Source organism: Plesiomonas sp. ISS29 (genome assembly GCF_056522795.1).
In genome coordinates this window covers 1,036,660-1,049,990 of the sequence record NZ_JAWRZQ010000001.1, presented here as the reverse complement: position 1 = coordinate 1,049,990, position 13,331 = coordinate 1,036,660, and the positions used below count along the sequence as shown (strand labels likewise).

The window sequence follows — 13,331 nt, the reverse complement described above, 5'->3', positions numbered from 1 at the left end:
TATCACTGAATTAAACATTGTCCCGAAACATTTAAAATTATCAGATAAACTGCATATAAAATTGTGCGGTGAAACGTTATCAGTACGGAGCAGGCCGACCCAACGTTGGGCATCTATCCATAAGATTTATAAGGATAATGCGGTATCTACTGATATACGTTTCATTAATACCGTTCTGCGGTAATGTTTAAACAGATAAAACGAAGGACACTACGTGGAAAGCCTGTTCCAGCCGCCGGTTGCTTCTGAGCGGATTCGACTTTTGCAAATTACCGATACCCACCTGTTCTCCTCAGAAGAGGGGGCACTGCTCGGGATCAATACGCTGCAAAGCTACCATGCGGTACTCAGTCAGATTCAGGCCGAACAGCGCCCTGTTGATCTCATTGTTGCAACCGGTGATCTGGCACAAGATCATTCGCTGGAAGCCTACAACCATTTTGCCGATGGTGTTGCCCGTTTGGCGCGCCCCTGTGTATGGCTACCCGGTAACCATGATTTCCAGCCGGCGATGGTCGATGGCTTACAGCGTAAAGGCATTCAACCGTCGAAACAGGTTTTGCTTGGCGAACACTGGCAGCTAATTTTGCTCGATAGTCAGGTTCTTGGTGTTCCGCACGGCGAACTCAACGACTATCAGCTCAACTGGCTAGCAGAAAAAATAGATCAGCATCCGCAACGGCACGCCGTGATATTGCTACATCACCACCCGCAGCCCTCCGGTTGTACGTGGCTCGATCAGCACAGTCTGCGCAATGCGGGTGCACTGCAAGAAGTTCTCCGCACCCGCCCGCAAGCAAAAGTGATTGTCTGCGGCCACATCCATCAAGAGATGGATTGCCTATGGAGCCAGTGCCGTCTGCTGGCAACACCGTCAACCTGCATCCAGTTTAAAGCGCACTGCACCAATTTTACCCTCGATCAGCTCTCGCCCGGCTGGCGTTATCTCGATTTGCTACCCGATGGTACAGTCGAAACTCAAGTTCACCGCCTGCCCGGTCAGCAATTTTGCCCTGATATGGAATCGGAAGGTTACTGATGGCCACGCTGATCTATCTGCACGGCTTTAATGGCTCAAGTGGCTCAGCCAAAGCAGTCGCCCTGCACGACTATCTGGCAGAACACCACCCCGATGTACAGATGCACATTCCAGCACTGCCCTTTGCCCCGCAAGCGGCCATTAGTCAGGTTTCCGCACTGATTGAACAGTGTCAGCAACAGGGGGAAACACCGGCACTGATTGGATCATCACTCGGCGGATACTATGCCACCTATCTTTCCCAGCGCTATCAACTGCGCACCGTGGTGATCAATCCGGCCGTACGCCCATTTGAGCTGTTACAACACTATTTAGGGGAAAACACCAACCCCTATACCGGTGAGCATTACACCCTGACTCACCACCATATGACACAACTGCTCGATCTACACCTTGATCCGCTGCCATTTCCCGCGTTACTCTGGTTATTACAACAAGAGGGTGATGAAGTGCTCGATTACCGACAGGCCGTTGCTTATTTCCACGCCAGCCGTCAAAGCGTGGAAGCGCAAGGAAATCATGCCTTCACGGGGTTTCCCCGTTACTTCGCTGCCATAATTGCCTTTCTCGGGCTAACCACGCCTTGACATTTCATGGTTCTCTGACGACCATGATGGCCAAACACCTGTAAATATATACATACCATGACTCAAACCAATAATTACAATGCCGATGCCATTGAAGTTCTCAGTGGCCTTGAACCGGTTCGTCGCCGGCCCGGTATGTACACAGATACGACGCGCCCAAACCACCTTGGGCAAGAAGTAATAGACAACAGTGTCGATGAAGCGCTGGCCGGTCATGCAAACCGCATCGATATTATTTTACATGCTGATCAATCACTTGAGGTCATTGATAACGGCCGCGGCATGCCAGTAGATATTCACCCTGAAGAGGGTGTTTCCGGCGTTGAGCTGATCTTATGCCGACTGCACGCGGGGGGAAAATTCTCCAACAAGAACTATCAGTTCTCCGGTGGCCTGCACGGTGTGGGGATCTCGGTTGTCAACGCACTCTCTAGCCGTGTTGAAGTCACGGTTAAGCGTGATGGCCAGATCTACTCGATTGTCTTTGCCGATGGCGAAAAAATTCAAGATCTGACCGTAATCGGCACCTGCGGGCGTAAAAATACTGGGACTAGCGTCCATTTTTGGCCGACCGCCAGCTATTTTGACTCAGCCAAATTCTCGGTATCACGCCTGACACACCTGCTCAAAGCCAAAGCGGTGCTTTGTCCGGGGCTAGAAATTGTGTTCACCGATAAAGTGAACAACACCGAGCAGCGCTGGTTGTATCAAGACGGCTTAAATGACTACTTAATTGATGCCGTTAAAGAGTTTATTACCCTGCCGGAGTTACCATTTACCGGCTCAGTATCCTCCGACACCGAAGCGACTGACTGGGCGGTAGTCTGGCTGCCTGAAGGTGGCGAGCTGATTGGCGAAAGCTATGTCAACCTGATCCCAACCGCACAGGGCGGCACACACGTCAACGGCCTGCGCCAAGGGCTGCTTGATGCCATGCGTGAATTTTGCGAATTCCGTAACCTGCTGCCGCGTGGCGTTAAGCTCTCGGCGGAAGATATCTGGGATCGCTGCGCTTACGTGCTCTCGATCAAAATGCAGGATCCGCAATTTGCTGGGCAGACTAAAGAGCGCCTCTCCTCACGCCAGAGTGCCGCATTTGTCTCGGGTATTGTCAAAGATGCGTTCAGCCTATGGCTGAATCAGAATGTGCAATACGCTGAGCAACTGGCTGAATTGGCTATCAACAGCGCCCAGCGCCGCCTGCGTGCTGCCAAAAAAGTGGTGCGTAAAAAACTGACTAGCGGCCCGGCACTGCCCGGAAAACTGGCCGACTGCTCTTCGCAAGATCTCAACCGTACAGAGCTGTTTTTGGTGGAAGGTGACTCCGCCGGCGGCTCAACCAAACAAGCGCGTGATCGCCAATTTCAGGCCGTTATGCCGCTACGCGGAAAGATCCTCAATACGTGGGAAGTCTCTTCCGATGAAGTGCTGGCCTCACAAGAAGTACATGATATCTCAGTCGCCATTGGTATTGACCCAGACAGCGATGATCTCAGCCAACTTCGCTACGGTAAAGTCTGTATTTTAGCCGATGCCGACTCCGACGGCCTGCACATTGCCACCTTGCTGTGTGCACTGTTCATGCGCCACTTCCGCACACTGGTTGAACAGGGCCACGTGTATGTGGCCATGCCGCCACTGTTCCGCATCGACCTTGGCAAAGAAGTATTTTACGCCCTTGATGAGAGCGAAAAAGAGAGCATTTTAGATCGTCTGGCCAAGAAAAAAGGCAAACCGAACGTTCAGCGTTTTAAAGGTCTGGGTGAGATGAACCCGCTACAACTGCGTGAAACCACGCTCGACCCTAACACCCGCCGCCTCGTGCAGCTAACCATTGATGATGTGCAGCAAACGCTCGATATCATGGATATGCTGCTGGCGAAAAAACGCTCGGAAGACCGCCGCAACTGGCTGCAAAGTAAAGGCGATCTGGCTGATCTTGAAGCCTAACAGATTGAATGGGAAAGCGTAATGACTGATACCCCACGTGATGGGCGCGATAATAATCATGACGGAACCGAGCAGCAAACTCTGCGCCAGTTCACGGAAAGCGCCTATCTGAACTACTCCATGTACGTGATCATGGATCGCGCCCTGCCGTTTATCGGTGACGGTCTAAAACCGGTACAACGGCGCATTATTTACTCCATGTCGGAACTAGGGTTGAGTGCCGCGGCAAAATTTAAAAAATCCGCCCGTACTGTCGGTGATGTGCTGGGTAAATATCACCCGCACGGTGACAGTGCCTGCTATGAAGCGATGGTGCTGATGGCCCAACCCTTCTCTTACCGCTACCCGCTGATTGACGGGCAAGGTAACTGGGGAGCGCCCGATGATCCGAAATCATTTGCGGCCATGCGTTATACCGAGTCACGGCTGTCAAAAATTGCCGATGTACTGCTCGGCGAACTCGGCTTAGGCACGGTTGATTTCCAACCAAACTTTGACGGCACGTTACCTGAACCTAAATGGCTACCTGCACGCCTGCCGCACATACTGCTGAACGGAACAACCGGTATCGCCGTGGGTATGGCCACCGATATCCCGCCACATAATTTGCGCGAAATCGTCAACGCCACGGCCCATCTGATTGATAACCCTGATGCAACGCTTGATGCGCTGCTGACCCATATTCAGGGGCCGGATTATCCAACTGAAGCTGAGATCATCACCCCACGCAGTGATATCAAAAAAATCTACCAAACCGGTCGCGGCTCTATCCGCATGCGCGCCTTGTGGAAAAAAGAGGACGGTGAAATCATCATTACCGCCCTGCCACACCAGTGCTCCGGTGCCAAAGTCATTGAGCAGATCGCCGCCCAAATGCGAGCGAAAAAACTTCCGCTGGTTGACGATCTGCGTGATGAGTCTGACCATGAAAACCCGACTCGTTTAGTGATCGTGCCAAAATCCAACCGGATCGATGCAGAGATGCTGATGAACCACCTGTTCGCCTCGACCGATCTGGAAAAGAGCTACCGGGTGAACATCAACATGCTGGGGCTCAATGGCCGTCCGGAAGTGAAGGGCTTGCTGACCATTCTGAGCGAATGGCTGACCTTTCGCCGCGACAGCATTCGCCGCCGGATCCAGCACCGTTTAGAAAAAGTATTAAAGCGCCTACACATCCTTGAAGGCTTGCTCACCGCATTTATCAATATTGATGAAGTAATCGAGATCATCCGCCAACAGGATGAACCTAAGCCGATACTGATCCAGCGTTTTGGTCTGAGCGAAACACAAGCTGATGCAATCTTAGATTTGAAGTTGCGCCATCTGGCCAAGCTTGAAGAGATGAAGATCCGTGGTGAGCAAAACGATCTAGAAAAAGAGCGTCTGCAACTCGAAGGCCTGCTGGGTTCAGAGCACAAACTCAACGCGCTGATGAAAAAAGAGCTGCTGGCCGATGCTGAAACCTTTGGCGATGACCGCCGCTCTCCGCTAGTTGAGCGTGGTGAAGCCAAAGCACTGACCGAACGTGATCTAACCCCTGCCGAACCAGTAACCGTGGTGCTGTCAGAGATGGGCTGGGTGCGATGTGCAAAAGGGCACGATGTCGATGCCGCAGCCCTGAGCTATAAAGCCGGTGATGCCTATCGTGGTTTTGCCCGCGGTAAGAGCAACCTGCCAGTGGTATTTTTAGACTCCACAGGTCGAAGTTATGCGCTCGATCCGCAAACACTGCCTTCTGCTCGTGGTCAGGGTGAGCCATTAACCGGAAAACTCACGCCGCCGGCCGGTGCTGTGGTTGAACAGGTGTTGATGGAAGAAGAGAGCCAAAAACTGCTGCTGGCCAGTGATGCCGGCTACGGTTTTGTCTGTACCTTTGCCGATTTGGTTGCCCGTAATCGCGCCGGTAAAGCACTGCTGAACCTGCCCGAAAATGCCAAAATTCTGCCACCGCTGAATGTCAATCATGATGATGATCTGCTGATGGCCATCACCTCAGAAGGCCGGATGCTGTTGTTCCCGGTCAATGACCTGCCACAGCTATCAAAAGGCAAAGGCAATAAAATCGTCACCATTCCTGCTGCCCGTGCAGCCGCCCGAGAAGAGTTGTTGCAGCACCTGAGCATCATCTCGCCACAGGCATCTGTTACGCTGCATGCAGGCAAGCGCAAGCTGACCATTAAGCCAGATGACTTAAGTAAATTCCGCGCTGAACGTGGCCGTAAAGGAACACTGTTACCGCGTGGGTTGCAAAAAGTGGATCAAATTGAGGTCAATTTGCCGCAAGATATAACCGACACAGCAAACGCTGACTAACCACATGTCTGCAATAGTGACATAAAAAAGCCCCACCAACGGATAAACCGCTGTGTGGGGCTTTATATGTTCAGTCGATAATTCAGCGAATAATCAAATAATTACGCGCTGAACATCACGGTGATTTTTTAATCAGCGCTTTTTAGCTTTCGCGTTTGGAAGGTCAGTAATCGAACCTTCAAACACTTCTGCCGCCAGACCAACAGACTCATGCAGAGTCGGGTGCGCATGGATAGTCAATGCGATATCTTCAGCATCACAACCCATCTCGATAGCCAAGCCGATTTCACCCAACAGCTCGCCGCCGTTAGTACCGACAATCGCGCCACCTAAAATACGGTGAGTCTCTTTGTCGAAAATCAGTTTAGTCATACCGTCAGCGCAGTCAGATGCGATAGCACGGCCAGACGCTGCCCACGGGAAGGTCGCGGTTTCGTACTTCAGACCTTCAGCCTGACACTCTTTCTCAGTTTTACCTACCCAGGCCACTTCCGGATCGGTATAAGCAATAGATGGGATCACTTTCGGATCGAAGTAGTGCTTCTTACCCGAGATCACTTCTGCCGCAACATGGCCTTCGTGCACCCCTTTGTGTGCCAGCATTGGCTGACCCACGATATCACCGATAGCATGAATATGCGGCACGTTAGTGCGCATTTGCTTGTCGGTACGGATAAAGCCACGCTCGTCAACTTCAACGCCCGCTTTGCCCGCGTCAAGCAGTTTACCGTTTGGTACGCGGCCAATCGCCACCAGTACCGCATCGTAACACTGTGGTTCAGCCGGTGCTTTTTTGCCTTCCATCGTCACGTAGATACCGTCTTCACGGGCTTCTACTGCAGTGACTTTGGTTTCCAGCATCAGGTTAAACTTCTTGCTGATCTTCTTGGTAAACACCTTAACGATATCTTTATCCGCAGCAGGAATAACCTGATCGAACATTTCAACAACGTCAATGTTTGAACCTAGAGCATGATATACCGTGCCCATTTCCAGACCGATAATACCACCGCCCATCACCAACAAACGCTCTGGTACTTCTTTAAGCTCCAGCGCATCGGTTGAATCCCAAATACGTGGATCTTCATGCGGAATAAACGGCAGTTCAATAGGGCGTGAACCTGCAGCAATAATGGCATTATCAAAGTTTACGGTAGTTACACCATCAGCACCTTCAACAGCAATGCTGTTCGGGCCGGTGAACTTACCTAAACCGTTAACCACCTGCACTTTACGCATTTTCGCCATACCTGCCAGACCACCGGTCAGTTGGCTGATAACTTTCTCTTTCCACAGGCGAATTTTGGTGATGTCAGTGCTTGGCTCACCAAACACGATACCGTGTTCAGCCAGTGATTTTGCTTCTTCAATCACTTTTGCTACGTGCAGCAGTGCTTTTGATGGGATACAACCCACGTTCAAACACACACCACCGAGGGTGGCGTAACGCTCAACAATAACGGTATCCAGACCTAAATCTGCGCAACGGAATGCGGCTGAGTAACCCGCAGGGCCAGCCCCGAGTACCACAACTTGGGCTTTGATTTCTTTACTCATCATGACCTCATTATAATCTTTATATCCCTGAACTCGGGTACGAAGCGCACCACGTAGGGTTTTGCGCCACAAGTTTACAAGGTTGTTAACAACTCGCAAACAAGCTTCGTATCCGACATGCCTGATTCGTCGGCACGGTCACAGCTTATGCCGTAACCGTGCCAATCGATCATCGTTTACATCACCAAGCGGCGAATGTCAGACAAGGCATTGTTCAAGAAGGTGATGAAGCGAGCACCATCAGCGCCATCGATCACGCGGTGATCATAAGACAGTGACAGTGGCAGCATCAGGCGTGGTGCGAACTCTTTGCCGTTCCACTTTGGCTTCATCTCAGACTTAGAGACACCCAGAATAGCCACTTCCGGCGCATTCACGATAGGGGTAAATGCTGTACCACCAATACCGCCAAGGCTAGAGATAGTGAAGCAACCGCCCTGCATGTCTGACGATGTCAGCTTGCCAGCACGGGCTTTCTTCGAGATCTCCATCAGATCGCGCGACAGCTCAGTGATGCTCTTCTTGTTCACATCACGCACCACCGGCACAACCAGACCGTTTGGTGTATCAACAGCAACACCAATGTTGATGTATTTCTTCAGCGTCAGCTTCTGACCATCTTCAGAAATAGAGCTGTTAAAGCGTGGCATCATCTCAAGTGCTTTACCAACAGCCTTCAGGATAAAGACCAGCGGAGTCACTTTCAGATCAGCTTTTGCACGCTCAAGCTCGGCATTTTGCTGCTTACGGAACACTTCAAGTTCGGTGATATCAGCATCATCCCACTGAGTAACGTGCGGGATCATCACCCAATTACGGTGCAAGTTAGCGCCGGAGATCTTCTGGATTCGGCCCAGTTCAACCTCTTCCACTTCACCAAACTTGCTGAAATCAACTTTCGGCCACGGCAACAGACCCAAGCCTGCACCACCGCTCATTGCCGCAGAAGACGCCGCCTGACCTGATTCCAAACGCTTAAGCGCGTTCTTCACGTAGTCTTGTACGTCTTCTTTCAGGATGCGACCTTTACGGCCAGAACCTTTCACTTTGCCCAAGTTCACGCCAAATTCACGCGCTAAACGGCGTACAACTGGCGTTGCGTGGCTGTAAGCGGCATCTTCAGTAAACTCGCTGGCAGATGCTGGCGCGGCAGCTTTTGCTGCTGGCGCTGCGGCGGCCACAGGGGCAGCTTGTGCTGGCTGTGCGGCTGGCGCAGCAGGTGCAGCACCAGCAACTTCAAACACCATGATCAGTGAACCGGTAGACACTTTGCTGCCAGCTTGTACTTTGATCTCTTTGATCACGCCAGCAAACGGTGCAGGCACTTCCATAGAAGCCTTGTCGCCTTCCACGGTGATCAGTGACTGTTCAGCTTCTACGCTATCACCCACGGCAACCATGATCTCGGTAACTTCAACTTCGTCACCACCGATATCAGGTACATGCACATCTTTAGCGGCAGCAGCAACTGGCGCTGCAGCAACCGGTGCGCTCGCCTGAGCCGCTGGAGCAGCAGATGCCGCGCCTGCTACTTCAAAGATCATAATCAGCGAACCGGTAGACACTTTGCCACCAGTAACCACTTTGATCTCTTTCACGACACCCGCAAACGGCGCGGGTACTTCCATTGAGGCTTTATCGCCCTCAACAGTCAGCAGAGACTGCTCTTCGGTCACGCTATCGCCCACGGCAACCATAATCTCGGTGACTTCAACTTCATCACCACCGATATCCGGTACACACACTTCTTTAAGTGCGGCGGCAACCGGTGCAGCCGCAGCAGTAGCTACCGGCGCTGCAACAGGTGCGGCAGCCGCACCCTCTTGTTCAAAAATCATGATCAGTGAACCGGTAGATACTTTACCGCCAACCTGAACTTTGATCTCTTTTACGATACCGCCGGTAGAGGCTGGCACTTCCATTGAGGCTTTATCGCCTTCAACAGTAATCAATGATTGTTCGGCTTCAACTTTATCGCCGACATTAACCAGAATCTCGGTAACTTCAACTTCATCAGAACCGATATCCGGTACAAAAATTTCCATGCTCATGAATCGTGCCTCTTATGCGTACAGCGGGTTAACTTTATCTGCATCGATACCAAATTTCGCAATGGCATCAGCTACAACAGATTTGGCGATATCACCACGGCTGGCCAGCTCGGTCAGCGCAGCAACAACCACGTAATGCGCATTCACTTCAAAGTGGCGACGCAGGTTTTCGCGGCTATCAGAACGGCCAAAACCGTCAGTGCCCAGTACGCGATAGTTATCTGCCGGTACAAATGCACGAACTTGTTCCGCGAACAGTTTCATGTAGTCAGTTGCAGCGATAGTTGGTGCATCATTCATCACAGAAGTGATGTGTGCCACACGTGGCTTAGCTTCCGGATGCAGCATGTTCCAGCGGTCACAATCTTGGCCTTCACGAGCCGCTTCGGTGAACGACGTCACGCTGTATACATCAGAGCCGATACCGTAATCGGCAGACAAAATCTGTGCCGCTTCACGAACATGACGCAAGATTGCACCAGAACCCATCAACTGAACTTTTGCCTTATCACCGGCAACGGTTTCTAGCTTGTAGATACCCTTACGGATACCCTCTTCAGCACCTTCTGGCATTGCAGGCTGATGGTAGTTTTCGTTCATGGTAGTCAGGTAATAGAACACGTTCTCCTGCTCACCATACATACGGCGCACACCGTCTTGCATCACAACCGCCAGCTCATAGGCATAGGCTGGGTCGTATGCGACACAGTTAGGAATGGTCAGTGCCTGAATATGGCTGTGGCCATCTTCGTGCTGCAAACCTTCACCGTTAAGGGTAGTACGGCCCGCTGTACCGCCAACCAAGAAGCCACGTGCTTGCTGATCGCCAGCTGCCCAGCACAGGTCACCAATACGCTGGAAACCAAACATGGAGTAGTAGATGTAGAACGGAATCATTGGCACATCGTTGGTGCTGTAAGAGGTTGCTGCCGCCAGCCATGAAGACCCTGCGCCTAGCTCGTTAATACCCTCTTGCAGAACCTGACCGGCTTTGTCTTCTTTGTAGTAAGAGACAACTTCACGATCTTGTGGGGTGTAGTTCTGGCCCTGCGGGTTATAAATACCCACTTGGCGGAACAGACCTTCCATACCAAAAGTACGGGCTTCATCGGCAATAATTGGCACAATGTGCTTACCGATATTTTTGTCTTTCAGCAGTACGTTCAGTGCACGTACAAACGCCATGGTGGTTGAAATTTCACGCGCTTGTTCATTCAGCAGCGGCTTGAATTCTTCAAGTTCTGGGGTGATGAACTCTTGGGTGAATTTCGGCAGACGCGTTGGTACATACCCTTTCAGTGCCTGACGACGTTCATGCAGGTAGTTGTACTCTTCTGAACCTTCTGGGAACTTGATGTATGGCAGGCTCTGCACTTCATCATCAGATAGCTTGATGTTGAAACGGTCACGGAACTGCTTCACGCTCTCCATATCCAGTTTCTTCACGGAGTGAGCAATGTTCTTGCCTTCCGCTGCATCACCCATACCGTAACCTTTTACGGTCTTCGCCAGGATCACAACCGGCTTGCCTTTGGTCTCTTTGGCTTTTTGGAATGCCGCATAGACTTTAACTGGATCATGACCACCACGGTTCAGTGACCAGATTTCGTCATCAGTCAGATCTTTAACCAGCTCAGCCGTTTCCGGATACTTGTTAAAGAAGTGCTCGCGCACATAAGCGCCATCTTTTGATTTCAGGTTCTGATAGTCACCGTCAACGGTTTCACTCATCAGTTGCAGCAGCTTACCGGAGGTATCTTTCTGCAGCAGGGCATCCCACTTAGAACCCCAGATAACTTTGATCACTTCCCAGCCAGCGCCACGGAACAGACCTTCTAGCTCTTGAATAATCTTACCGTTACCCACAACCGGGCCATCAAGGCGCTGCAAGTTACAGTTGATCACGTAGCACAGGTTGTCCAGCTTCTCACGGGCAGCAAATGTCAACGCACCTTTAGATTCTGGCTCATCCATCTCACCATCACCTAAGAACGCATACACGGTCTGCTCGGCGGTGTTTTTCAAACCACGATCATTGAGATACTTCAGGAAACGTGCCTGATAGATAGCATTGATCGGGCCTAAACCCATAGATACGGTCGGGAACTGCCAGAATTCAGGCATCAGTTTCGGGTGCGGGTAAGAAGAAACACCCTTGCCTTCCACTTCCTGACGGAAGTTGTTCAGTTGATCTTCGCTCAAACGGCCTTCAACGAAAGCACGCGCATAGATCCCCGGAGAGATATGACCTTGGAAGAACACCAAGTCACCGCCATCTTGCGCATTACGTGCACGGAAGAAGTGGTTGAATGCCACATCATAAATGGTGGCAGAAGACTGGAAAGAGGCCATGTGGCCGCCCAGATCCAAGTCTTTCTTGGATGCGTGCAGAACCGTCATGATGGCATTCCAGCGGATCGCGGAACGAATACGGCGCTCCAGATTATGATTACCCGGGTAAACTGGGTCAGCAGAAGCTGGAATAGTGTTGATGTAGTTAGTATTAATACCGCTTGGCAGCGCTACGCCACCCATACGTGCTTTATCCATGATCTGGTCGATCAGGAACTGTGCACGCTCAACACCTTCTTCGCGAATTACCGATTCGAGAGCCTGCAGCCAGTCGCTGGTTTCGATCGGATCCACGTCATTGCTCATCATGTCTGACATGGTGGTCTTCCTTATCTTCTTTAGTTCGGTCAGTTTTACTTAATCTGGATGCTCTTCTGTCAGTTCATGACTGCACAAAAACACCGTCTGTTTGTGTGTTACTTATTCTGTAACCTATTTATTGCTCATTTATAGTCTTGCTTTTTAAATCATTTCCGCTGAACTAATGCATCCACACCAGTCAATCCATGCGTTGCTGAAACCGCCGTAAAGACCGCTCTTGACGGCTATGTTCACGGCTAAGATCCAACAAAGTTTCCTCAATAAATGCCAAATGCCGATGTGATGCTTCGCGAGCTTGCTCCGGCGCGCGGGCCAGTATCGCGGTAATCACATCAGCACGGTGGCTGCTCACTTGCGCCAGTTTTTCGCGGCGCATATACAACAGCTCAAAATTCTGTTTTACATTCTGTTCTAACAGCGGGGCTAAACAACGGACTAAATGTAACAACACCACATTGTGTGAAGCTTCCGTTACCACCACTAAATACTGCATCACCGCATCGGCTTCCGCTGCCGGATCATCTTTTTGCTGAGCATCAATCAGAGTCTGATGGCTTTCATGTAGACGCTGAAAATCAGCATCCGTTCCACGCAATGCCGCGTAGTACGCAGAGATTCCTTCCAGCGCATGCCGTGTTTCTAGCAGATCAAATTGTGATTCAGGGTGAGTAGACAATAATGCACTGAGGGGATCACTAAAGCTTTGCCACAGCTGTTGCTGTACAAACGTGCCGCCACCTTGGCGACGCAGCAATAAACCTTTAGCTTCTAAACGCTGGATAGCTTCTCGTAACGAGGGGCGCGAAACATCAAACTGTACAGCTAATTCACGCTCTGGCGGCAGTTTCTGCCCGGGGCTGAGTGTGCCTTCGAGGATCAGGCGCTCTAACTGCTGCTCAATCACATCAGAAAGTTTGGGCTGACGAATTTTGCTGTAGGCCATCAAGAACATCCATCCGCGTTAAACTGTCTGCTACGTTGAAATCAATTTCGCTGACTGTCAATTGGTAATACCAATTTTACTATGCGATGAAAATTACCAGAGCTGAAAAACATTGTCCAGACGAAAATTGATCTGAATCATAGTTTGCTCGCTTTGATAACAAAAACGCTTCAGCTCACACAACATAAATAACAATTTAATTGGTCATACCATTT

The 13,331-nt window shown here is 50.9% G+C and carries 8 protein-coding genes; 4 read left to right on the top strand and 4 right to left on the bottom strand.

From position 1 onward, the window contains the following. Positions 1-214 precede the first annotated feature (214 nt). The 4 genes from cpdA to parC are packed head-to-tail and all read left to right on the top strand — an operon-like array spanning position 215 to position 5,892. A complete protein-coding gene (gene cpdA / locus AC1HDJ_RS04705; protein ID WP_479533771.1) occupies positions 215-1,039 on the top strand; it encodes a 3',5'-cyclic-AMP phosphodiesterase in 825 nt (274 codons plus the stop codon). Then, positions 1,039-1,626 carry an esterase YqiA gene (gene yqiA, locus AC1HDJ_RS04700; protein WP_479533769.1) on the top strand — a complete coding sequence of 196 codons (588 nt, stop codon included), beginning with the start codon at positions 1,039-1,041 and terminating at the stop codon, positions 1,624-1,626. Before cpdA ends, yqiA begins: the two co-directional genes overlap by 1 nt. Before the next feature lie 57 nt (positions 1,627-1,683). Continuing rightward, positions 1,684-3,576, top strand: coding sequence for a DNA topoisomerase IV subunit B (parE, locus tag AC1HDJ_RS04695; protein WP_479533766.1), 1,893 nt, complete (start codon positions 1,684-1,686; stop codon positions 3,574-3,576). Positions 3,577-3,597: 21 nt separating this feature from the next. Further along, complete coding sequence (gene parC, locus AC1HDJ_RS04690; protein ID WP_479533764.1) at positions 3,598-5,892, top strand: DNA topoisomerase IV subunit A; 2,295 nt, start codon at positions 3,598-3,600, stop codon at positions 5,890-5,892. Positions 5,893-6,024: 132 nt separating this feature from the next. On the opposite strand, the gene lpdA is transcribed toward parC, so the two are convergent. From lpdA to pdhR, 4 genes are all read right to left on the bottom strand, one after another. Beyond that, entirely contained in the window at positions 6,025-7,449 is a 1,425-nt protein-coding gene (lpdA, locus tag AC1HDJ_RS04685) for a dihydrolipoyl dehydrogenase (protein WP_479533762.1), read from the bottom strand. 176 nt (positions 7,450-7,625) lie between these two features. Further along, positions 7,626-9,500, bottom strand: coding sequence for a pyruvate dehydrogenase complex dihydrolipoyllysine-residue acetyltransferase (gene aceF, locus AC1HDJ_RS04680; protein ID WP_479533760.1), 1,875 nt, complete (start codon positions 9,498-9,500; stop codon positions 7,626-7,628). Between the two features lie 12 nt (positions 9,501-9,512). Continuing rightward, positions 9,513-12,170: a pyruvate dehydrogenase (acetyl-transferring), homodimeric type gene (aceE, locus tag AC1HDJ_RS04675; RefSeq protein ID WP_479533758.1), complete on the bottom strand. Its 2,658-nt coding sequence runs from the start codon at positions 12,168-12,170 to the stop codon at positions 9,513-9,515. Positions 12,171-12,351: 181 nt separating this feature from the next. Continuing rightward, positions 12,352-13,116: a pyruvate dehydrogenase complex transcriptional repressor PdhR gene (pdhR, locus tag AC1HDJ_RS04670; protein ID WP_479533756.1), complete on the bottom strand. Its 765-nt coding sequence runs from the start codon at positions 13,114-13,116 to the stop codon at positions 12,352-12,354. Positions 13,117-13,331: the final 215 nt, after the last annotated feature.

Bases quoted from the DNA above. Each gene is read 5' to 3' on its own strand.
- parE (WP_479533766.1), top strand. From the start codon at position 1,684: ATGACTCAAACCAATAATTACAATGCCGATGCCATTGAAGTTCTCAGT.
- parC (WP_479533764.1), top strand. From the start codon at position 3,598: ATGACTGATACCCCACGTGATGGGCGCGATAATAATCATGACGGAACC.
- lpdA (WP_479533762.1), bottom strand. From the start codon at position 7,449: ATGAGTAAAGAAATCAAAGCCCAAGTTGTGGTACTCGGGGCTGGCCCT.
- aceE (WP_479533758.1), bottom strand. From the start codon at position 12,170: ATGTCAGACATGATGAGCAATGACGTGGATCCGATCGAAACCAGCGAC.
- pdhR (WP_479533756.1), bottom strand. From the start codon at position 13,116: ATGGCCTACAGCAAAATTCGTCAGCCCAAACTTTCTGATGTGATTGAG.
- aceF (WP_479533760.1), bottom strand. From the start codon at position 9,500: ATGAGCATGGAAATTTTTGTACCGGATATCGGTTCTGATGAAGTTGAA.
- yqiA (WP_479533769.1), top strand. From the start codon at position 1,039: ATGGCCACGCTGATCTATCTGCACGGCTTTAATGGCTCAAGTGGCTCA.